Source organism: Enterobacter sp. JS8-1, assembly GCF_049187015.1.
Classification (GTDB): domain Bacteria; phylum Pseudomonadota; class Gammaproteobacteria; order Enterobacterales; family Enterobacteriaceae; genus Enterobacter; species Enterobacter mori.
In genome coordinates this window covers 1,697,072-1,718,097 of record NZ_CP185805.1, presented here as the reverse complement: position 1 = coordinate 1,718,097, position 21,026 = coordinate 1,697,072, and the positions used below count along the sequence as shown (strand labels likewise).

Sequence of the window (21,026 nt, the reverse complement as noted above, 5' to 3'; positions counted from 1 at the left end):
GTTGAATTGACAACGTATTGGCCATTTTCTCAGCACAACATGCAGCGTTCAGGCTTAGTGCTTCTTGATGTACATATCTTTGGTGTAGTAGTACCCCAGTTTATCCGGCGTGAATCCGCCCACCCACGGTTTCACCAGGTGTGTACGCACGTAGTGATAGACCGGGATCGCAGGCACGTCGCGCCCTAAAAGATCCTCTGCCTGCTGGTAGAATTTGCCGCGCTCTTCCGGCGTTTTCGCTTTCGCCGCGTTGACTAACGCCTGGTCATACTCCGGGTTGCTGTACTGGCTGGTGTTTTCACTGTCTCCGGTACGGTAGTTGTTGAGGAACGTCGCCGCATCATCGTAATCTGCAATCCAGGCGTAGCGCACCACGTCAAAGTTGTGGGTGTGCATGGTATCCAGCATGGTTTTCCACTCCTGATTTTGCAGCTTCGCCTCCACGCCGAGATTTTTCTTCCACATTGAACTGGCCGCAATGGCAATGCGCTGGTGCGATTCAGACGTGTTGTAGAGCAGATTAAAGCGCAGCGGGTGGCTGGCGTTAAAACCGGCTTCGTCCAGCAGTTTTTTGGCTTCGGCAATGCGTTTTTCGATCGGCCAGCTGGCGTAATCCGGTTTTTTTAGCGTGATACCGCCGATATCCGGCTGGCTGACAAGCCACGCCGGGCGCTGCCCCTGCCCTAACACTTTCTCCGCGATAATGTCTTTATCCAGCGCCATGTTTAGCGCCCTGCGCACGCGGGCATCATTAAAGGGTGGACGGGTGGTGTTGAACTCATACCAGTACGTGGCAAGTTGTGGAGAAACATCCAGTTCGCTGCCCAGCGTTTTCTTGAGCTGCGCAAACTGATTGATCGGCACCGTATAAACGATGTCGATTTCACCGGCCTTATAGCGGTTCACATCCGAGGCTTCAGAGGTGATGGGCAGGTACGTCACCTTATTGATAACGGTATGCGGGTTATCCCAGTAGCGCGGGTTGCGTTCGGCCACAATGCGCTCGTTGACCACCCACTGCGACAGTTTATAAGCACCGCTGCTGACGAAATGCTCGGGTTTGGTCCATTTATCACCGAAACGCCCAATCAGCACTTTATCCACCGGCACCAGCGAAGGGTGCGCCAGCATCGCCAGGAAAGCGGCATTTGGCTGGGTGAGCGTGACTTCAAGCGTAGTGTCGTTGATGGCTTTCACGCCCAGTTTATCGGGCGCTTGTTTACCCTGCGCAATCTCTGCGGCGTTGATGATGTGCATGTTGCCCGGATAGCTGGCGTACGGCGAAGCGGTTTTAGGGTCGACCAGACGCTGCCAGCTCCAGACCACATCTTCTGCAGTAATGGCGGTGCCGTCGCTCCAGGTGATGCCAGGACGAAGATGGAACGTCCAGACGGTGTTGTCTTTGTTCTCCCATTTCTCCGCCAGCCGCGGCTGGATATCACCGTTCGGAGAAACGCTAACCAGCCCTTCGAATAAATCGCTGATAATATTGAATTCGACATCGCTTTCGACTTTATGGGGGTCAAGCGATGAGGGTTCACTGCCGTTGTTCCTGACCAGTTCCTGCTTCTCTGCCAGTTGCGTTCCTGCCGGCACGTTAGCCGCCCAGCTTGCCGTGCTGGTGCACAGTATGGCCGCGGTTAACAAAGAGAGTGTAAAGTTAGTGCGTGTTTGTGGTTTCATGTCCTTCGCCTTATTGTCTGTTTTATGACGATCCGGGAATAACTCTTAGCGCCCGGATTGAAATAAGGCAATATTTTTCAGTAACCTATAAGAGGTTGATCTGAATAAAATTCGTAATCCGCTGTTCATCCTGTGGGAAATGATTTTCGCAGAAGAAATAACCAGCATCAGCGCTAACGTGCTGAGTAAAGATGGGTAAAACCACTTTGAGACTGGCGCGCCGTTTCCTATTCTTGCCGTTAATTACATCTGTCATAAGAGAGTGACTCATGGATCGTATAATTACTTCTTCACGCGACCGCACATCGCTACTCAGTACCCACAAGGTGCTGCGCAATACCTATTTCATGCTTAGCCTGACGCTGGCATTTTCGGCGATCACTGCCACCGCCAGCACCGTGCTGATGCTGCCGTCTCCGGGGCTGATCCTGACGCTGGTGGGGATGTATGGCCTGATGTTCCTGACCTACAAAACTGCTGACAAACCGGTTGGTATTCTGTCTGCGTTTGCCTTCACTGGTTTCCTGGGCTACATCCTGGGGCCGATGCTGAATGCGTATCTGTCTGCCGGGATGGGCGACCTTATCGGTATGGCGCTGGGCGGTACCGCGCTGGTGTTCTTCTGCTGCTCGGCCTACGTGCTGACTACCCGTAAGGACATGTCCTTCCTCGGCGGTATGCTGATGGCGGGCATCGTGGTCGTGCTGGTGGGTATGGTGGCAAACATCTTCCTGCAGCTACCTGCCCTGCACCTGGCAATTAGCGCCGTGTTTATTCTGATTTCTTCAGGTGCCATCCTGTTTGAAACCAGCAACATCATTCGCGGCGGTGAGACGAACTATATCCGCGCTACCGTGAGCCTGTATGTGTCGCTGTACAATATCTTCGTCAGCCTGCTGAGCATTCTGGGCTTCGCCAGCCGCGATTAAAGCCACAGAGTTATGTAAACCTGGCCCCGCTTATGCGGGGCTTTGTTTTTTGATACACTGCTGCGGTTTTTGACTGATGCGTGAATGATTATGTTGAGTTTTGAAGGCAAAGAGATCGAGACCGATAACGACGGTTATCTCAAAGAGAGTGGCCAGTGGAGCGAAGCGCTGGCAGCGGTGATTGCGGAGAAAGAGGGTATCGTCCTCTCCCCCGAACACTGGGAAGTGGTGCGTTTTGTGCGCGAGTTCTATCTCGAATTCAACACCTCTCCGGCTATCCGTATGCTGGTCAAAGCCATGGCCAATAAATTCGGCGAAGAGAAAGGTAACAGCCGTTATCTGTATCGCCTGTTTCCAAAGGGCCCGGCAAAACAGGCAACAAAGATTGCCGGCCTGCCTAAGCCGGTGAAGTGCATTTAATAGCGAATACCGAAGTTAACGTACTCCCGACCGGGTTGATGCGGTTCCGTTAAAACCTTATCAACCCGCGCACTTCGCGGCCCGCCCGCTTTCAGCCACGCCACCAGCTTCTCAACCTGTTCTTCTTCACCACAGGCCAGTACCTCTACGCTGCCGTCGTCCATGTTACGTGCATATCCCGTTAACCCTAGCTGTACGGCTTCGCGCTGGGTACTGTAGCGGAAGCCGACACCCTGAACGACGCCGTAAACCCAGGCGATGGTGCACACGTTTGACATCGTTATTCTCCTTATCGGTCCGGAGCGCTGCCCGCCCCTCTTTCTACTCGAATTCAAAGAATAGCAAATTATGCCGGTTTTTAAATCGTCTCAAAATATGGTATCAAAATAACAGGATAAACAGATGAATTTTAGGAAAAACCTATGCCACCATCAGATTATTTCTTCGAAAAACTGGAAACGAAAGCCGGGTTAAATTACATATTACGCGCACAGGAAAAAGTGCCTGAAGGTGGAATGTACATCAAGCCACATATGCATCTTGAACATGAAATAATGTGGTTTTACAAAGCCAGAGGCAGCTATAGTATTGGCCGTGAAAAATTCGCTCTCCAGAATAATACGCTTGTCTATGTCAGCCCCCTCACGCTGCATGATATGGAACTGGATTTTACGGCAGACCATGAACGTTTTATCTTACAATATGATCATACTGCGCTCAGCAATCTGAAATATCCAGTACCCGCCCTGGAATCACATACGGGTGTCGTTTCCTGCCTGGAGGAAAAAGATGCAGAAAGATTACAATTTATTTTCAAATGGTTCTCAGAAGTCAATGAGACGGCCTATTCTGAAAAAGAAATTAAGCCGTTAATGATTTTGTTACTCAGCACCGTTCTGCAGCATGCCGAAAACGCAACCAAAATCGCCACAGAGACGGATCATCAATCCATCTTTGCGGTTATTATCTCTTTTGTGATCAACCTGGAAATGCAAACCTCATTTACGATGAGTTTGAACGAAGCCGCTGAATCGGTCGGACTCTCACCCAGTCATTTTTCCAGAACGTTTAAAAAAATCATGCAGGTGAGTTTTAAGGAATATCTTCTGCGAAAGAAAATCGCCCTGTCAATACAGCTATTGCGTAATACAGAACTTAGCATCACCGACATTGCTTACAAATGTGAGTTTACAGATGCTGCGTATTATTGCTTCCAGTTCAGAAGGGTTATCGGCGTTACGCCTAAAAAGTTCAGGAACAGCAATCTGACATCAGAACAGTTAAAAACCGGTCATAACGTGTAGCTTTAAGCGTAAAACCGCGTCGTTGATAAAACTGTGATCGGCACAAATCTACCTGCGCAAAAAAATTATATAAAAGCACCTTTCTCATACATTTTTTTATGCTCTTAATATTTATCTTTTAACCTGAGACTGGCCACTCATTTCGGATTCGTACTCATCCTGATTAAAAGGTATTTATTATGAGAAAAATAGGATTCAAAGAAAAGATTGGTTATGGGTTAGGTGATGGTGCGTCCAATATTATCTGGCAAACGATAATGCTTTTCATGGCCTACTTTTATACAGATATTTACGGGCTAAGCGCTTTTCATATGGGGACCATGTTCCTGGTCGTCAGAGCGTTTGATGCCATTGCCGACGTGTACATTGGCTATCTGGCCGACCATACTCAGACCCGGTACGGTCAGTTCAGACCTTATCTCCTCTGGTTCTCGCTGCCCTTCGGTATTTTTGGTGCCCTGACGTTTTATACGCCCGATTTTGGCGAGACGGCCAAAATTGTCTATGCGTATGTGTCTTATACTGCCCTCTCGCTTTTTTATTCCCTCGTTAACGTTCCTTACTGCGCGCTGATTAATAACATTTCCAGTGATGCAAAAGAACGGGTTTCAATGCAGTCTTATCGTTTTGCCTTCGCTGCTTTAGGAGGGATTATTGTTTCCGTCGTGGCGCTACCATTAACCAAAATTTTGGGTGAAGACGATCTACAGAAAGGCTATTTTCTGGCGATGGTGATTATGGGGGCGATAAGCACTATCATGTTTTACTGTTGCTTTGCCATGACCAGGGAACATTACACGAAAGCGGTGGATAAAAAACGTAACTTTCGTGGTATCTATGATGATCTGACTGTCGTGGTGAAAGATCATAACTGGCGCTGTATTTTCAGCCTCAATATTGCAAGCCTTATCGCTGGCATCCTGAAAACGGGCGGAGCCATTTACTTCGTTAGCTACTATCTGAAAAGAACCGATTTAGTGGGGCTGGTGCTGATTATTATTCTCTGCACCCGATTTGTAGGCGCATTGTCGACAACGCTATTATATAAAAATTATGACCGGGTATTGTCATATAAAGTTTCGTTAATTATACAAGCCATTATCTTAATTATTCTTTTCGCCATTCCTGCAGAATACGTCCTGCCGGTTTGCCTGGTGATCTGTCTGATCCATTTCATCGACGCCAGTTCTGCCCCCCTGCAATGGAGCCTGCTCAGCGACATCATTGATAACGTTGAAAAACGGTCAAACATTTCGCTGAGTGGCTTAGTTTTCTCAACCAACCTTTTCGCTATAAAAATTGGCATTGCGGTTGGCGGTGCCATCATTGGCTGGCTGCTCACCGTTGGCGGCTATGTGGGCAGTGCTGCGAGCCAAACCGACCTCGCCATTCTGATTGTGCGGCTTATCTTTACACTTATTCCCGCTGCTTTTGTCTTCATGATGTATCTCATCATGAGGCAATACCGGACCCACAATGATTTACAAGCCTGACGTTACCAACGCTATTTTCATAACAGGAATCAAAGATGACCATAATAACCAACCCCATTATCCCAGGCTTTAATCCGGACCCCTCTATTATAAGAGTGGGTGAGGCGTATTACTTAGCAACATCGACATTTGAATGGTTTCCTGGGATTTGTTTGTATAAATCATACGATCTCAAAAACTGGCGGCTGATTTCTCATCCCCTGAAGCGAAAAAGTCAGTTGAACATGCGCGGGAATCCGAATTCCGGCGGAATCTATGCGCCATGCCTGACCTACGATGCCGGAAAATTTTATCTCATTTATACCGATGTCAAAAACGTGACCGGACGTTTCTGGGACCCGAATAACTTTATCGTGACCACGGACGATATCGAAGGTGAATGGTCTGAGCCAACGTATCTCAATAGCAGAGGCATTGATCCCTCGCTGTTCCACCACAGTGACGGTACGAAATGGCTTGTGAGCATGGAGATGAGCTACAGGGACGGCGGGGAGGCAGGATTCCCGAAATGGAATGGCATAATCATCCAGCAATACGATGAGCAGAATAATCGTTTAACCGGCGAGTGCCGTAAAATTTTCGCCGGTACCGATTTGGGCATCACCGAAGGGCCACATATTTATGAGTTGAACGGCTGGTTCTATTTGTTAGTGGCCGAAGGCGGAACATTTTATAATCATGGCGTCACGCTGGCGCGCTCCCGACATCTGTTTGGCCCCTACGAAACCGATCCCATCGGGCAAATGATGACATCTCGCTTTGATTGTCGTTTACCTTTACAGCGCGTCGGCCATGCGGATCTTTTTGATAACGGTCTGGGCGAATGGTTTATTGTGCATTTATGCGGGCGACCGTTGCCCTCAAAAGGACGCAGCCCGATGGGTCGAGAAACCGCTATTCAGCAGGTTTACTGGACGGAGGATGGCTGGCTGCGCTTAACAAATAACAGCATTACGCCAGAATTAACGGTGCAGACGCGCCTGAAAGAACGTCCGTGGCCAACGCCGCCAGCCCGGGATGAGTTCGATGCGCCGGAGCTACCCCTTCACTACCAGTCGTTACGCATCCCCTTAAGCGAGGAAATGTGCACGCTTACGGAAAGGCGCGGATGGTTACGGTTGCGGGGTTATGAATCCCTGAGTTCACAGCACTATCAAAGCCTGCTGGCAAGAAGACAAACCGATTTTATATTTACCGCTCAGACATGCGTAGATTTTAAGCCTCACTCTTTCCAGCAGATGGCCGGGCTGGTCTGCTTTTACGACACCACCAACTACGTTTATCTGAACATATCCTGTAACGACGCGGGAGAACGGACGGTCAATTTGATGGTTAATGACCTGAACCAATTCTCCTTACCGACAGGAGAAGGGGTAAAAATTGCGGCAGAAGGTCTGGTTTACCTCAGAGTCTGCGTCAAAGATGATGGCGCTCTTTTTTACTATTCACTCGATGAAAAAAAATGGATCCCGATTGGGGGTTATGTTGAATACAGCAAACTGTCCGATGAATATTTTAAGGAACGTGGCATAGAGCGCTTCACCGGTGCCTTTGTCGGGATGTGCTGTCAGGATTTCACGGGCGAACATATCCCGGCCGATTTTGACTACTTTGCCTATTTCCCGGAAGATTTTTAGTTAAGGGCGCGCAGAGTGTCCGCAGATGATTGCCACTGGCCTTCTGTGCTACTCTACGCGCCATTTCCATGCAATCGACAGAATAGAAATTATGAGTGTACGTTTAGTGTTAGCCAAAGGGCGCGAGAAGTCATTGCTGCGCCGCCATCCCTGGGTCTTTTCCGGCGCGGTTGCGCGTATGGAAGGTAAAGCCAACCTCGGTGAAACCATCGATATCGTTGACCATCAGGGGAAATGGTTAGCGCGCGGCGCATACTCGCCAGCATCGCAGATCCGCGCTCGCGTCTGGACGTTCGATAAAGATGAAACCATCGATATCGATTTCTTCGTCCGCCGCCTGCAGCAGGCTCAGCAGTGGCGTGAGTGGCTGGCAAAACGTGACGGGCTGGACAGCTATCGGCTGATCGCCGGTGAGTCCGACGGTCTGCCGGGCGTGACCATCGATCGCTTCGGCAACTTTATGGTGCTGCAGTTGTTAAGCGCAGGTGCGGAATATCAGCGTGCTGCCCTGATCAGCGCCCTTCAGTCTCTGTTCCCTAAATGCGCCATTTATGACCGCAGCGATGTGGCGGTGCGTAAAAAAGAGGGCATGGAGCTGACGCAAGGGCCTGTTACCGGTGAATTACCGCCTGCCCTGCTGCCTATCGAAGAACACGGCATGAAGCTGCTGGTGGATATTCAGGGCGGCCATAAAACCGGTTACTACCTCGACCAGCGTGACAGCCGTCTGGCAACCCGTCAGTACGTGGCGAACAAGCGCGTGCTGAACTGCTTCTCCTACACGGGCGGTTTTGCGGTGTCTGCGCTGATGGGCGGCTGTGCCCAGGTCGTTAGCGTGGATACGTCACAGGAAGCGCTGGACGTGGCGAAACAGAACGTTGAGCTAAACAAACTGGACCTGAGCAAAGCCGAGTTTGTACGTGATGACGTCTTCAAGCTGCTGCGTAAATATCGCGACCAGGGCGAGAAGTTCGACGTTATCGTCATGGATCCGCCTAAGTTTGTGGAAAACAAAAGCCAGCTGATGGGTGCATGCCGCGGGTATAAAGATATCAACATGCTGGCTATCCAGCTGCTGAACCCGGGCGGGGTTCTGCTCACGTTCTCCTGCTCCGGTCTGATGACCACAGATTTATTTCAGAAAATCATCGCCGATGCCGCAATAGATGCTGGTCGTGATGTACAATTTATAGAGCAGTTCCGTCAGGCGGCCGATCATCCGGTGATCGCTACCTACCCGGAAGGGCTGTATCTGAAAGGGTTTGCCTGTCGCGTCATGTAACTTGAAAAGAGAAATATTGCCCTCACATCCTGTGTAAGTAATGTTTCCCGGGAGGTGACTATGATTGCCAGCAAATTCGGTATCGGCCAGCAGGTCCGCCACACCTTGCTTGGGTATTTGGGTGTGGTCGTGGATATCGACCCGGAGTATTCCCTTGACGAACCGTCAGCCGACGAGCTGGCGGTTGATGCAGAGCTTCGTGCCGCGCCCTGGTACCACGTGGTGATGGAAGGTGACGACGGGCAACCCGTTCACACCTACCTCGCTGAGGCGCAGTTAAGCAGTGAGCTGCAGGATGAACATCCTGAGCAACCCACGATGGATGAATTAGCGCAGACTATCCGCAAGCAGTTGCAGGCGCCGCGCCTGCGCAACTGAGCGTGTAAAAAAAGCCCGATAATCGGGCCTTTTTTTACTTAGCCAACCCCAGCCGGGGGATTTCAATCGCAGGGCATCTGTCCATAACCACCTGTAGACCCGCCTCACGCGCCAGTACGGCAGCCTGTTCGTTGATGACGCCCAACTGCATCCACAGCGTTTTCGCCCCAATGGCAATCGCTTCCTGCGCGACACCCCATGCCGCCTCGGAATTACGGAACACATCTACCATGTCCACTTTTTCCGGTACATCGTTAAGCGTGGCGTAGCCCTGCTGGCCTAATAACGTTTTTCCCGCCACTTTCGGCGAAACGGGGATCACGTGATAGCCCTGATCGAGAAGGTATTTCATCACGCGATAACTTGGACGATCCGGTTTATCGCTGGCGCCCACCAGCGCAATCGTGCGCGTGGATGTCAAAATCTTGGCAATATCATTCTCTCTCATGGTTTTTCTCCTGGCTTTTTTCAAAGTGTACGCCAAAGCGCACATCTCAACCATCCATCCCATACAGATGTATGAGGGCAAAACGGTGATTTATGTCTATATGTTAGTAAACGTGATTATCGAAAAATTTTGATACATTCTTGCGGGTATATTTTCATCTGGAGTCACCTATGAAAACCGGCATTGTCTCTGCTGTGATTGCGTTAGTGATGCCGGTTTGCGTTTTTGCAACCACGCTTCGGCTCTCTACTGATATTGACCTGCTGGTGCTGGACGGAAAAAAAGTCTCCAGTTCATTATTGCGCGGCGCAGAGAGCATCGAACTGGATAACGGGCCGCATCAGCTGGTGTTTCGGGTAGAAAAAACGATCGGTCTTGCGAACCATGAACAACGGATGTACATCTCTCCCCCACTGATTGTCAGCTTTAATACCCAGCGGGTCAGTCAGGTAAACATTACCCTGCCGCGGCTTGAGAGCGAAAAAGAGTCCGTCGCTTTCGACGCCGCGCCGCGCGTTGAGCTGCTGGATGGGGATTCGATGCCGATCCCGGTGAAGCTTGATATTCTGGCGCTAACCACCTCGCCAAAAGGCACGGACTACGAGGCCGCAACCGAGTCTTATAACAAAGCGGGTAAGCGCGCCTCTCTTCCGCAGTTTGCCACCATGATGGCCGACGACAGTACGCTGTTATCCGGTGTTTCAGAGCTGGATGTTATACCGCCTCAGTCCCAGACGCTGACGGAGCAACGCCTGAAATTCTGGTTCCAGCAGGCCGATCCCGATACGCGCGCCCGCTTTTTGCAGTGGGCAAAACAACAACCTTCGTCGTAAGCCACATTTTTTACGCCTTTCTCTTGCAGCATCAGGCGGTTCCCGTCATCGTGTAGTCAGTTAACCTGATGGATATGATTATGGAACTGACAACACGCACGCTCCCGGAACGCAAACACATTGCTCTGGTTGCGCACGATCACTGTAAACAAATGCTGCTTAACTGGGTTCGCCGCCATCAGTCATTGCTGGAAAAGCACGCCCTCTCAGCGACCGGTACAACCGGCAATCTGATCCAGCGCGAAACGGGTCTCGAAGTGAACGCCATGCTGAGCGGCCCGATGGGCGGCGATCAGCAGGTAGGCGCACAGATTTCGGAAGGGAAAATTGATGTGCTGATTTTCTTCTGGGATCCGCTGAACGCGGTTCCGCACGATCCGGATGTTAAAGCGCTGCTGCGCCTGGCGACGGTGTGGAATATTCCGGTGGCAACAAACCTGTCGACGGCGGATTTCATCATTGAATCGCCGCAGTTTAATTCGCCGGTTGATATCCTTATTCCGGACTATCAGCGCTATCTTTCCGAGAGACTGAAGTAGCTTTTTTGCCGGGTGGCGGCTGCGCCTTACCCGGCCTACAAAATCTTGCCTGGCATCGCTATGGTTTACGCGCCACCGGCACATCAATACTCTTCAGAATATCAACAAACACGGATGGCTCCTCTTTATTGAACAACAGCCATACGCGATGACGCGCGCGGGTTATCGCCACATACAGCAGACGTCGCTCTTCTGCATCCGGGAAATCTTCCGGCACCGGCAGCAGGGCCTCTTCCATCACCGACTCGCGGGCCGGGGCCGGGAAACCGTCGCTGCCCTCTTTAAGCCCCACCACAATGACATAATCAGCCTGCTGCCCTTTGCTGGCGTGAATTGTCATAAATTCAAGCTGCAGTTTCGGCCAGCGTGTAGCGGCCTTTTCCAGCGCGGCCGGTTTGAGGTGATGATAGCGCGCCAGCACCAGAATGCGTTCGTCGGGTTTCGCGTAGCCGCTCAGTTTATCCAGTAGCGGCTCAAGCTGATCTTCTGCTAACAGGGTGACCGCTTTTTTATCCCCCGGCGTCAGGCTGTTGAGCGGTTTGGTCAGCTGGTGCGGGTTCTGCTGAATAAAGCGGTTGGCTATTTCGCCTATGCGCGCATTGAAGCGGTAGGTGGTGTCCAGATCGCTGCGATCGCCTTCGCCAAAATAGTGGTGAAACGCTGTCGTCAGTGAAAGCTGCGCCCCGCTAAAGCGATAGATGGCCTGCCAGTCATCCCCCACCGCAAACAGCGACGTATGTTTGTTCTGCGCCCGCAGCGCCGAGAGCAGAGCGGCACGCTGCGGAGAGATATCCTGAAACTCATCCACCAGTATGTGCTTCCACGGGCTGACGAAACGTCCTTTCTCTAAAATGATAATGGCCTGATGGATAAGCCCGGAGAAATCGACGGCATTCTCCTCTTTCAGTGCCGTTTTCCAGGCTTTTAGCATCGGAGCCATCAGCTTCACGCGCTTTGAAAACACCGCGCGGATCGCCTCCGGGGCACTTTCAATCATCTCGGCCTGCGAACCGCCGTGCATGCGCATCAGGCTGACCCAACGATCGAGACGCGAGCCGAGCCGACGTGCCAGCTTGTCATCCTGCCAGAAACTGCCTTCCGGCACCGCCCAGTTCAGCTCTTCCTCCAGCCACTGACGCCAGCCTTTTGCCTGTACTTTTTTCTCACTGCACTGTTGCCGCCACGTTTTAATGAACAGCGCCTGGCGCGCCTGCGTGTCGTTTTCCAGCTTACTGATGGACGGGACTTTCTTGCTGCCCTGCTGAATGATATGCAGCGCAAGCGCATGAAACGTTCTGGCCGAGATATCCTTGGTATGCAGTCTCGCCTGGATACGTTCGTCCATCTCCTGTGCGGCTTTGCGACCAAATGCCAGCAGCAGAATCTGGTCTGCAACGGCCTCGCCAGTGGTCAGAAGCCAGCCTGCGCGAGCCACCAGCACCGAGGTTTTACCGCTCCCGGCGCCCGCAAGTACCAGCAGCGACTGTTCACCGTTGACCACCGCACGCGACTGCGCAGGGTTAAGCGGCGATGACTCGACCGTGCTGAAGAAATCAGCATATTGGGTGAGCATGGCATCGGTCCAGGCCTGGTTATGCGCCAGGCGACTTTTATCAATATCGCTCAGCCATGCCTGGCACTTCCGCCATGCATCGCGGCAATTTTCAAACTCATTGAGACGCGCTACGGGGAACGGCAACGCAGTCAGCGCCTGTTTTATTTTTTGCTGCAGTCCCGCAGTTTGCTGGCGCGTGAGCCATTTGTGTTGGGCATCGCTCTGCGCGATTTCATCCAGTACCTGTCGCAAAACCTGGGCGGCAATCACGCTCATATCCTGGCTCCACTGCTGCCAGAGTGTGTTCAGATGGTAATGAAAACGCTGGGTTTCCCCCCACTCGGTGCCGTGAAGGCGCACCACTTTATCGGCAGGCAAAACGAACTCCAGCTCGCCCCACACCAGCCCACGTTTACAGTGGATCGCCAACATTTGATTGAAGGGAATGAGATATTCGTGGCGTTCCCCGGAGACTTTCACTCCCGCGTTAAGGAGCACAACCTTGTCGTAAGGGTGTTGAGCCAGGCGTTTGCCCATTGACGTTGCTTTCAGTTCCATATCCAGCCGGATCCACGAAGAGATAATTTGCCTGATAGTTTAACTGCCAGTTTTAAGGTGCTCCAGCCTAAAAAAACGTTACAATCAGTGGGCGTTAATTTTATCGAAAGGAAGTGAGGGTTTATGCGTACCGTTCTGAATGTGTTGAATTTTGTGCTGGGCGGTTTTGCCACCACCCTTTCCTGGCTTTTTGCCACTCTGGTCAGCATCGTGCTTATCTTTACCCTGCCGCTGACGCGCTCCTGCTGGGAAATCACCAAACTCTCCTTTATTCCCTACGGTAATGAGGCTGTCCACGTTGATGAGCTGAACCCGGAAGGTAAAAACGCGCTGATGAATACCGGCGGCACCGTACTGAATATTCTGTGGCTGATTTTCTTTGGCTGGTGGCTGTGCCTGATGCACATTTTTGCCGGTATCGCCCAGTGCGTGACGATTATTGGCATTCCTGTTGGGATCGCGAACTTTAAAATTGCCGTCATTGCCCTGTGGCCGGTTGGACGCAGGGTCGTCCCGGTTGAGGTGGCGCAAGCCGCGCGTGAGGCCAATGCTCGCCGTCGTTTTCAGTAATAAGGACTGGCCGCGCTCATGCTAAGCCCACTGCTTCGCCGTTATACCTGGAACAGCATCTGGCTTTATAACGTCAGAATTTTTATCGCGCTTTGTGGCACCGTTGCCCTGCCGTGGTGGCTGAATGACGTTAAGCTCACGATTCCGCTCACGTTAGGGGTGGTTGCGGGGGCGCTTGCGGACCTCGATGACCGTCTGGCAGGGCGTCTGCGCAACCTGGTTATCACTCTTATCTGTTTCTTTATTGCGTCCGCGTCTGTCGAGCTGCTCTTCCCGTGGCCCTGGCTATTTGCCTTAGGCCTTACGCTCTCCACCAGCGGCTTTATTCTGCTCGGCGGGCTTGGACAGCGTTATGCCACCATCGCATTTGGCGCGCTGCTGATTGCTATTTACACCATGCTGGGCGTGTCGCTGTACGATCAGTGGTACCAGCAACCCGTGCTGCTATTGCTGGGGGCCATCTGGTATAACCTACTGACGTTAACAGGGCACCTCATCTTCCCGGTGCGCCCTCTGCAGGATAATCTTGCTCGCAGCTATGAGCAGCTGGCTCATTATCTGGAGCTGAAATCCCGGCTGTTTGACCCGGATATCGAAGAGGAAAGTCAGGCCCCTCTTTACGATCTGGCGCTGGCAAACGGCCAGCTGGTCGCTATGCTGAACCAGACCAAAGCCTCCCTGCTGACCCGACTGCGCGGAGACCGCGGCCAACGCGGGACGCGAAGAACACTTCACTACTACTTTGCCGCTCAGGACATCCATGAGCGCGCCAGCTCTTCGCACGTTCAGTATGCAGCCCTGCGTGAAACGTTCCGCTACAGCGACGTGATGTTCCGCTTCCAGCGGTTACTTTCCATGCAGTCTCAGGCGTGCCAGCAGCTAGCGCGTTCAATTTTACTGCGAACGCCCTATCAGCATGACCCGCGGTTTGAGCGCGCGTTTAGCCATCTTGATGCGGCAATCGACCGCGTGCAGGCCAGTGGAACCGCACCGGAACATATAAAAGCGCTGGGGTTTTTGCTTAATAACCTGCGGGCAATCGATGCTCAGCTCGCGACGATTGAATCCGAGCAGGCGATGGCCATGCCGGGCAATGATGCCGATAATCAGCTTGCTGATGACAGCGTGCATAGCGTTAGCGACATGTGGCTGCGGCTGAGCCGCAATTTTACGCCGGAATCTGCCCTGTTTCGTCACGCGGTGAGAATGTCACTGGTGCTGTGCGTGGGTTACGCGTTAATTCAAATAACCGGTTTACACCACGGCTACTGGATCCTGCTCACCAGCCTGTTTGTCTGCCAGCCGAACTATAACGCCACCCGCCACCGCCTGGCGTTACGTATTATTGGAACGCTGGTAGGCGTCGCCATTGGTCTGCCGGTGCTCTATTTCGTGCCGTCCATCGAAGGCCAACTGGTTCTGATCGTCATTACCGGCGTACTGTTCTTCGCCTTCCGTAATGTGCAATACGCCCACGCGACGATGTTCATCACGCTGCTGGTTTTACTGTGCTTTAACCTGCTGGGAGAAGGGTTTGAAGTTGCCCTGCCCCGCGTGATCGACACGCTCATTGGCTGCGCTATCGCCTGGGCGGCGGTGAGTTTCATCTGGCCCGACTGGCGTTTTCGTAATTTACCGCGTGTGTTAGACAGGGCGATGAATGCAAACTGCCGGTACCTTGATGCGATCCTTGAGCAATACCACCAGGGGCGCGATAACCGCCTTGCTTATCGCATTGCCCGACGCGATGCGCATAACAGCGATGCGGAACTGGCGTCGGTGGTTTCGAACATGTCCACGGAACCGCGCGCCACCGCGGAAATTCGGGAAACTGCTTTTCGTCTGCTGTGTCTGAATCATACGTTCACTAGCTATATTTCTACGTTGGGCGCACACCGTGAGAAACTGACCAACCCGGGTATTCTCGCCTTACTGGATGATGCTGTCTGCTACGTCGATGATGCACTTCATCATCGGCCAGCCGATGAGCCGCGCGTTCAACAATCGCTGGATAAACTGGCCCAACGCATTGCCCACCTTGACCCGGGCGCCGACAACAAAGCACCGCTGGTCCTGCAGCAAATCGGCCTGCTGATTGCCCTGCTGCCGGAAATCTGCCGGCTGCAGCAGCAGATCGCTACCTTGAAGAATGATGCTCCTGACTCTCGGGCAGCGCATTAAACCACTCTGTCAGCTCCCGGCGAATGTCGGCCGGGAGCGCCGCTTCATGTAGCCCTTCGATGGCACCTTCCAGCGCGAACAGCACCTTAATACTTAAGGCCTTGTTTTTGGACCTCATCTTTAACCAGCATTTCCTGGCGCCCAGTTCCCGTAAGGTTTCCTCATTAGCGATGCCTGCTTCTAAAAGCAGCACCTCAAGTTGAAAGGTCAGGTTCGGAAGATCTTTTAGCCGGTTGCGCTGATGGCGCTGGCAGCGCTCCTTCCTTGCCGCGTCGAGAGCAAAGGAGGAAAGCTGGAGCAATTTGTCCCTGTCCTGCCACAGCCCGTCGTCCACCCGATAGTAATTAAGCAGGACGGGTCGGCCCCGTTTCATCAGCGTCAGAAACGAAGAGGCGTTTTTGACACAATACCTGGCACTTTCTTCACAGGCCCGGAGGTAGAGTTCCCCCTCCGACACCATCGCGAACACCGCATTATCCACCGCCAGGGTGTACCCACCGAATAGCGCCCGATGATGAATTTCGCCTAACGGTGAGAGGTATTCCTGCGATTTATAAATCCGCTCATAAGATATCTTTTTCATGATAATTCCATTAAAAATCAATTATTAACAACGATATTTCTCACTAACGGATCCGTTAGCAGGAAAATAGGCAACTTATTGCTGGAGGGCAAGATGATTTTTTATGGCGCACCAAGAATGGGTGAAATTTGCGAGTCTCTTTCCGAAAATGAGGTTGATCTTTATGCATACAGGGATTACTGTATATCCATACAGTAACTACAGGGCTGGAATGAATATGTACACTTCAGGCTATGCAAATCGCTCAACATCTCTCTCTTCTACCGCTGGCAATGTCGCGCAGAAATCCGTCGGGCGTGATTCTACAGGGCTTATCAGTGAAGTGGTTTACCGTGAAGACCAGCCTCTGTTAACGCAACTCTTATTACTGCCGCTGTTGCAACAGCTTGGTCAGCAATCACGCTGGCAGCTTTGGCTAACGCCACAACAAAAATTGAGCCGCGAGTGGGTTCTGTCTGCGGGCCTGCCGCTGGCAAAAGTGATGCAGATTAACCAACTCTCACCCTGCGATACGGTAGATTCAATGATTCGGGCCTTACGCACAGGGAATTACAGTGTGGTGATCGGATGGCTGCCTGATGAACTGTCGGAAGAGGAACACCTGAGACTGACGGAAGCAGCGGAAGAAGGTCACGCAATGGGGTTTATTATGCGACCGGTTCGTGCAGATTCTTATCGCAGAGGACAACATTCCGGGTTAAAAATTCACTCAAATTTGTATCATTGAGTGAAATTAGGAGTTTTCCTGGAATTTTTTTCGACCATAAGATGCAGAAATAGTTCAACGCGTCAAATCTTCGGCAAGGCTTGTCTGGAGCGGTTCTCGTTAATTTTGCTGCACAATTTTCGTTCAAGAAATGTTAAATATTAGGTATACGGAACTTTTTTTTTCATATGCCTGACAGACTTCACACTTGTAAGTTTTCATCTACGTTGTAGACTTTACATCGCCAGGGGTGCTCGGCCTAAGCCGAAGATATCGGTAGATTTATATTTGACCACGCCCCCCGGTGAAGGATTTAACCGTGATTTCTCTGCAGAGATCTTCATGGCAAATTTTGGATGATAACGAGGCGCAAAAAATGAAAAAGACAGCTATCGCGATTGCAGTGGCACTGGCTGGCTTCGCTACCGTAGCGCAGGCCGCTCCGAAAGATAATACCTGGTATGCAGGTGGTAAACTGGGCTGGTCTCAGTTCCATGACACCGGCTGGTACAACAGCAGCCTGAACAACGATGGCCCGACTCACGAGAGCCAGCTGGGTGCAGGCGCGTTCGGTGGCTATCAGGTTAACCCGTATGTTGGTTTTGAAATGGGTTACGACTGGTTAGGTCGTATGCCATACAAAGGCGACAACGTCAATGGCGCTTTCAAAGCTCAAGGCGTTCAGCTGACCGCTAAACTGGGTTACCCAGTAACTGACGATCTGGACGTGTACACCCGTCTGGGCGGCATGGTATGGCGTGCAGACTCCAGCAACAGCATCGCTGGCGACGACCATGACACCGGTGTTTCCCCAGTATTCGCTGGTGGCGTTGAGTGGGCTATGACCCGTGACATCGCTACCCGTCTGGAATACCAGTGGGTTAACAACATTGGTGACGGTGCTACCGTTGGCGTTCGTCCAGACAACGGCATGCTGAGCGTTGGTGTTTCTTACCGTTTCGGTCAGCAGGAAGATGCTGCACCAATCGTAGCTCCAGCTCCGGCTCCAGCTCCAGAAGTACAGACCAAGCACTTCACTCTGAAGTCTGACGTTCTGTTCAACTTCAACAAAGCTACCCTGAAACCAGAAGGTCAGCAGGCACTGGATCAGCTGTACACCCAGCTGAGCAACCTGGATCCTAAAGATGGTTCTGTAGTGGTTCTGGGCTTCACCGACCGTATCGGTTCTGACGCTTACAACCAGAAACTGTCTGAGAAACGTGCTCAGTCTGTAGTTGATTACCTGGTATCTAAAGGTATCCCAGCTAACAAGATCTCCCCACGTGGTATGGGCGAATCTAACCCAGTGACCGGTTCTACCTGTGACAACGTGAAAGCTCGCGCTGCACTGATCGACTGCCTGGCACCAGATCGTCGCGTTGAGATCGAAGTTAAAGGTATCAAAGACGTTGTAACTCAGCCTGCGGCATAAGTTATCGTCTTATAAAAAAACCCCGCCATGCGGGGTTTTTTATTGTCTGAAGAAAAGTAAGAAACTACTTTTTACCCAGCAGAGCCTGAAGATCGTTCTTCAGCGTCGACATCTGGCTGGCATACTTCTCTTTATGCTCGGCATCTTCAATCAGTTGTACTACGGTCTCTGACAGCGTTTTTCCTCGACGTTGCGCTAGCCCCGCCAGACGCTGCCAGACCATAAACTCCAGGTCGATTGATTTTTTACGGGTGTGCTGATGCTCAGCATTAAAATGCCGTTTTCGCCGCGCACGGATAGTTTGCTTCATCCGGTTTAACAGGGCGGGATTAATATGCTTCTCAATCCAGCTATTCACCTGTACCGGTTCATTTTCGAGGGTCAGCAAAATATCCACGGCCTCTTGCGCAGCGCTGGCTTCGATGTAGCAGGTGATCAGCTCCCCTTCACGGTGCTTTTTGACCAGGTACTTCCATTTCCAGCCGCTTTCGAGATTTTCCAGTTGTTGATATTTCATTGCGATCTCAGTGTTACCACGTAACTCTGTTCAGAATATCAGTTTTTTAGCAATCTGCTGAAAAGAAATCATATCCTGTGAAACATCGCTTGAGATTCACTCATTGAAATCCCGAATCCTGCTTGGGAAGAGCCCCCCGCTTACGGTATACTCCACGGTTTTACATCTGACTAAAAAACATCAACTTTGACCATTACGAAACTAGCATGGCGTGACCTGGTTCCGGATACCGAGAGCTATCAGGAACTGTTTGCACAGCCAGACCTCGCACAAGAACACGAATTCATACTTAGCGATACACAACCGCGTTTGCATTACGCGCTGGAGCAGGTGTTAAGCCCATGGGCAACATCTCCCTTCATGCTGCTCAAAGCCCCGGAAGAAGCCGAGTATTTGACGCTTCTGGGTGATGCCATGCGCGAGCTGAAACCGGAAGCGAATGCTGTTTTCGGCGGCGAGTATCGTATCACAGGGCATAATGTCACTTTCGCCCCCGCTACGCAGGCTGATGACCGTTTTGCAGCGCAGGGCGAAGTCGTTACCGCTAACTGGGTCGAAGCAGAACAACTCTTTGGTTGTCTTCGTCAGTTTAACGGTGAGCTCTCACTGCAGCCAGGGCTGGTGCATCGCGCAAACGGCGGCGTACTTATTATTTCCCTGCGCACCCTGATGTCGCAGCCGCTGCTGTGGATGCGTCTGAAAACGATCGTGAGCCAGCAGCGCTTCGACTGGGTAGGCTATGACGAGTCTCGCCCTCTGCCTGTATCCATCCCGTCAATGCCGCTCTCTCTAACCGTCGTGCTGACGGGGGATCGTGAGTCTCTGGCCGACTTCCAGGAAATGGAGCCAGAGCTGGCGGATCAGGCGGTTTACAGCGAATACGAAGACAACATTCAAATTGCCGATGCGGATGATATGGCGCAGTGGTGCCAGTGGGTGATGGCCGTTGCTGAACGTTTTGCGCTGCCAACCCCTGCGGCTGACGCTTGGCCGGGCTTAATCCGCGAAGCGGTACGCTACACCGGCGATCAGGAAACCCTGCCGCTTTGCCCACTCTGGATCGGCAAACAGCTGCGTGAAGTGGGTGTGATCAGCGGCGAAGGCGCTTTCACAGGCGAACAATTGACCCAGATGCTTGCCCAGCGTGAGTGGCGTGAAGGCTATCTTGCGGACCGCATGCAGGATGAAATCCTGCTGGAACAGATTCTGGTCGAGACCGAAGGTGAACGAATCGGTCAGATTAACGCCTTGTCCGTAATTGAGTTCCCTGGGCACCCCCGTGCATTCGGCGAGCCTTCCCGTATCAGCTGTGTTGTTCACATTGGCGACGGTGAATTTACGGATATTGAGCGGAAAGCGGAGCTGGGTGGAAACATTCATGCTAAAGGCATGATGATCATGCAGGCTTTCCTGATGTCCGAGCTGCAGCTTGAGCAGCAGATCCCCTTCTCTGCGTCCCTGACGTTTGAGCAGTCCTACAGTGAAGTCGATGGCGATAGCGCCTCAATGGCCGAGCTGTGCGCCTTGATCAGCGCCCTGGCAGAAGTCCCGATTAATCAGAACATCGCCATTACGGGTTCCGTGGATCAGTTTGGCCGTGCCCAGCCGGTCGGTGGTCTGAACGAGAAAATCGAAGGCTTCTTCTCCATTTGTCAGCAGCGTGGGTTAAACGGCAAACAGGGCGTTATTATCCCTGCGCCAAACGCGCGCCATTTGAGCCTGAGCCAGGAACTGCTTGATGCGGTGGAACAGGAACAATTCACCCTGTGGGCCATCGAAGGCATTGAGGATGCACTACCCTTACTGACAAACCTGGTATGGGATGGCGAGGGTCAAACCACGCTGATGCAGACCATTCAGGAGCGCATTGCTCAGGCAACACAGCCGGATGCTCGTCATCGTTATCCCTGGCCGTTACGTTGGTTAAGTTGGTTTAGTTCAAACTGATCGGACTTGTTCAGCGTACACGTGTTAGCTA

20 protein-coding genes are annotated in these 21,026 nt (G+C 52.0%); 14 read left to right on the top strand and 6 right to left on the bottom strand.

Annotated features, from left to right (window positions below; all coding sequences use genetic code 11):
- Positions 1-54: 54 nt before the first annotated feature.
- A complete protein-coding gene (locus tag ACOQH0_RS08015; RefSeq protein WP_421511950.1) occupies positions 55-1,683 on the bottom strand; it encodes an ABC transporter substrate-binding protein in 1,629 nt (542 codons plus the stop codon).
- A 269-nt stretch (positions 1,684-1,952) separates the two neighbouring features.
- Here ACOQH0_RS08015 and yccA point away from each other — a divergent pair, with 269 nt between their 5' ends.
- A complete protein-coding gene (gene yccA, locus ACOQH0_RS08010; RefSeq protein WP_108416034.1) occupies positions 1,953-2,612 on the top strand; it encodes an FtsH protease modulator YccA in 660 nt (219 codons plus the stop codon).
- Between the two features lie 90 nt (positions 2,613-2,702).
- On the top strand, positions 2,703-3,032 hold the full coding sequence (gene tusE / locus ACOQH0_RS08005) for a sulfurtransferase TusE (protein WP_010429378.1): 330 nt from the start codon (positions 2,703-2,705) through the stop codon (positions 3,030-3,032).
- Here tusE and yccX read toward each other — a convergent pair.
- Entirely contained in the window at positions 3,029-3,310 is a 282-nt protein-coding gene (gene yccX / locus ACOQH0_RS08000; protein WP_108416033.1) for an acylphosphatase, read from the bottom strand. The two genes, tusE and yccX, sit on opposite strands and share 4 nt — an antisense overlap.
- A 144-nt stretch (positions 3,311-3,454) precedes the next feature.
- Here yccX and ACOQH0_RS07995 point away from each other — a divergent pair, with 144 nt between their 5' ends.
- The 5 genes from ACOQH0_RS07995 to hspQ all read left to right on the top strand — a co-directional run bounded on the left by ACOQH0_RS07995 (position 3,455) and on the right by hspQ (position 9,126).
- Positions 3,455-4,336 (top strand): helix-turn-helix domain-containing protein, encoded by an 882-nt coding sequence (locus tag ACOQH0_RS07995; RefSeq protein ID WP_421511949.1) that lies wholly within the window; start codon positions 3,455-3,457, stop codon positions 4,334-4,336.
- A gap of 179 nt (positions 4,337-4,515) precedes the next feature.
- Positions 4,516-5,829: a glycoside-pentoside-hexuronide (GPH):cation symporter gene (locus tag ACOQH0_RS07990; protein WP_421511948.1), complete on the top strand. Its 1,314-nt coding sequence runs from the start codon at positions 4,516-4,518 to the stop codon at positions 5,827-5,829.
- 35 nt (positions 5,830-5,864) lie between these two features.
- Positions 5,865-7,466 (top strand): glycoside hydrolase family 43 protein, encoded by a 1,602-nt coding sequence (locus ACOQH0_RS07985; protein ID WP_421511947.1) that lies wholly within the window; start codon positions 5,865-5,867, stop codon positions 7,464-7,466.
- 91 nt (positions 7,467-7,557) lie between these two features.
- Complete coding sequence (rlmI, locus tag ACOQH0_RS07980) at positions 7,558-8,748, top strand: 23S rRNA (cytosine(1962)-C(5))-methyltransferase RlmI (protein WP_421511946.1); 1,191 nt, start codon at positions 7,558-7,560, stop codon at positions 8,746-8,748.
- Positions 8,749-8,808: 60 nt separating this feature from the next.
- Positions 8,809-9,126 carry a heat shock protein HspQ gene (hspQ, locus tag ACOQH0_RS07975; protein WP_010429359.1) on the top strand — a complete coding sequence of 106 codons (318 nt, stop codon included), beginning with the start codon at positions 8,809-8,811 and terminating at the stop codon, positions 9,124-9,126.
- 34 nt (positions 9,127-9,160) lie between these two features.
- On the opposite strand, the gene ACOQH0_RS07970 is transcribed toward hspQ, so the two are convergent.
- On the bottom strand, positions 9,161-9,574 hold the full coding sequence (locus ACOQH0_RS07970) for a CoA-binding protein (RefSeq protein ID WP_421511945.1): 414 nt from the start codon (positions 9,572-9,574) through the stop codon (positions 9,161-9,163).
- Positions 9,575-9,744: 170 nt separating this feature from the next.
- Between ACOQH0_RS07970 and csgI the strand changes: the two genes are divergently transcribed.
- Both csgI and mgsA read left to right on the top strand, forming a co-directional pair.
- Entirely contained in the window at positions 9,745-10,407 is a 663-nt protein-coding gene (csgI, locus tag ACOQH0_RS07965) for a curli synthesis inhibitor (RefSeq protein WP_174339306.1), read from the top strand.
- An 80-nt stretch (positions 10,408-10,487) separates the two neighbouring features.
- The gene (mgsA, locus tag ACOQH0_RS07960) at positions 10,488-10,946 is read left to right on the top strand and encodes a methylglyoxal synthase (RefSeq protein ID WP_008499922.1); all 459 of its coding nucleotides are present in this window, start codon (positions 10,488-10,490) and stop codon (positions 10,944-10,946) included.
- A 58-nt stretch (positions 10,947-11,004) separates the two neighbouring features.
- Here the strand turns inward: mgsA and helD are convergent, their stop codons facing one another.
- Positions 11,005-13,059 carry a DNA helicase IV gene (helD, locus tag ACOQH0_RS07955; RefSeq protein WP_421511943.1) on the bottom strand — a complete coding sequence of 685 codons (2,055 nt, stop codon included), beginning with the start codon at positions 13,057-13,059 and terminating at the stop codon, positions 11,005-11,007.
- 123 nt (positions 13,060-13,182) lie between these two features.
- On the opposite strand from helD, the gene ACOQH0_RS07950 reads away from it, so the two are divergent.
- Both ACOQH0_RS07950 and yccS read left to right on the top strand, forming a co-directional pair.
- Positions 13,183-13,629 carry a YccF domain-containing protein gene (locus tag ACOQH0_RS07950; RefSeq protein WP_100165146.1) on the top strand — a complete coding sequence of 149 codons (447 nt, stop codon included), beginning with the start codon at positions 13,183-13,185 and terminating at the stop codon, positions 13,627-13,629.
- 18 nt (positions 13,630-13,647) lie between these two features.
- Positions 13,648-15,810 carry a YccS family putative transporter gene (gene yccS / locus ACOQH0_RS07945; RefSeq protein WP_421511942.1) on the top strand — a complete coding sequence of 721 codons (2,163 nt, stop codon included), beginning with the start codon at positions 13,648-13,650 and terminating at the stop codon, positions 15,808-15,810.
- Here the strand turns inward: yccS and ACOQH0_RS07940 are convergent.
- Positions 15,767-16,393 (bottom strand): TfoX/Sxy family DNA transformation protein, encoded by a 627-nt coding sequence (locus tag ACOQH0_RS07940; protein ID WP_421511941.1) that lies wholly within the window; start codon positions 16,391-16,393, stop codon positions 15,767-15,769. The two genes, yccS and ACOQH0_RS07940, sit on opposite strands and share 44 nt — an antisense overlap.
- Before the next feature lie 217 nt (positions 16,394-16,610).
- Between ACOQH0_RS07940 and sulA the strand changes: the two genes are divergently transcribed.
- Positions 16,611-17,120: an SOS-induced cell division inhibitor SulA gene (gene sulA / locus ACOQH0_RS07935; protein WP_089598374.1), complete on the top strand. Its 510-nt coding sequence runs from the start codon at positions 16,611-16,613 to the stop codon at positions 17,118-17,120.
- 355 nt (positions 17,121-17,475) lie between these two features.
- Positions 17,476-18,531 carry a porin OmpA gene (gene ompA / locus ACOQH0_RS07930; protein ID WP_010429345.1) on the top strand — a complete coding sequence of 352 codons (1,056 nt, stop codon included), beginning with the start codon at positions 17,476-17,478 and terminating at the stop codon, positions 18,529-18,531.
- 64 nt (positions 18,532-18,595) lie between these two features.
- Here the strand turns inward: ompA and matP are convergent, their stop codons facing one another.
- Positions 18,596-19,048, bottom strand: coding sequence for a macrodomain Ter protein MatP (matP, locus tag ACOQH0_RS07925; protein WP_010429344.1), 453 nt, complete (start codon positions 19,046-19,048; stop codon positions 18,596-18,598).
- Positions 19,049-19,234: 186 nt separating this feature from the next.
- On the opposite strand from matP, the gene ACOQH0_RS07920 reads away from it, so the two are divergent.
- Positions 19,235-20,995, top strand: a complete 1,761-nt coding sequence (locus ACOQH0_RS07920; protein ID WP_010429343.1) for an AAA family ATPase — start codon at positions 19,235-19,237, stop codon at positions 20,993-20,995.
- Positions 20,996-21,026: the final 31 nt, after the last annotated feature.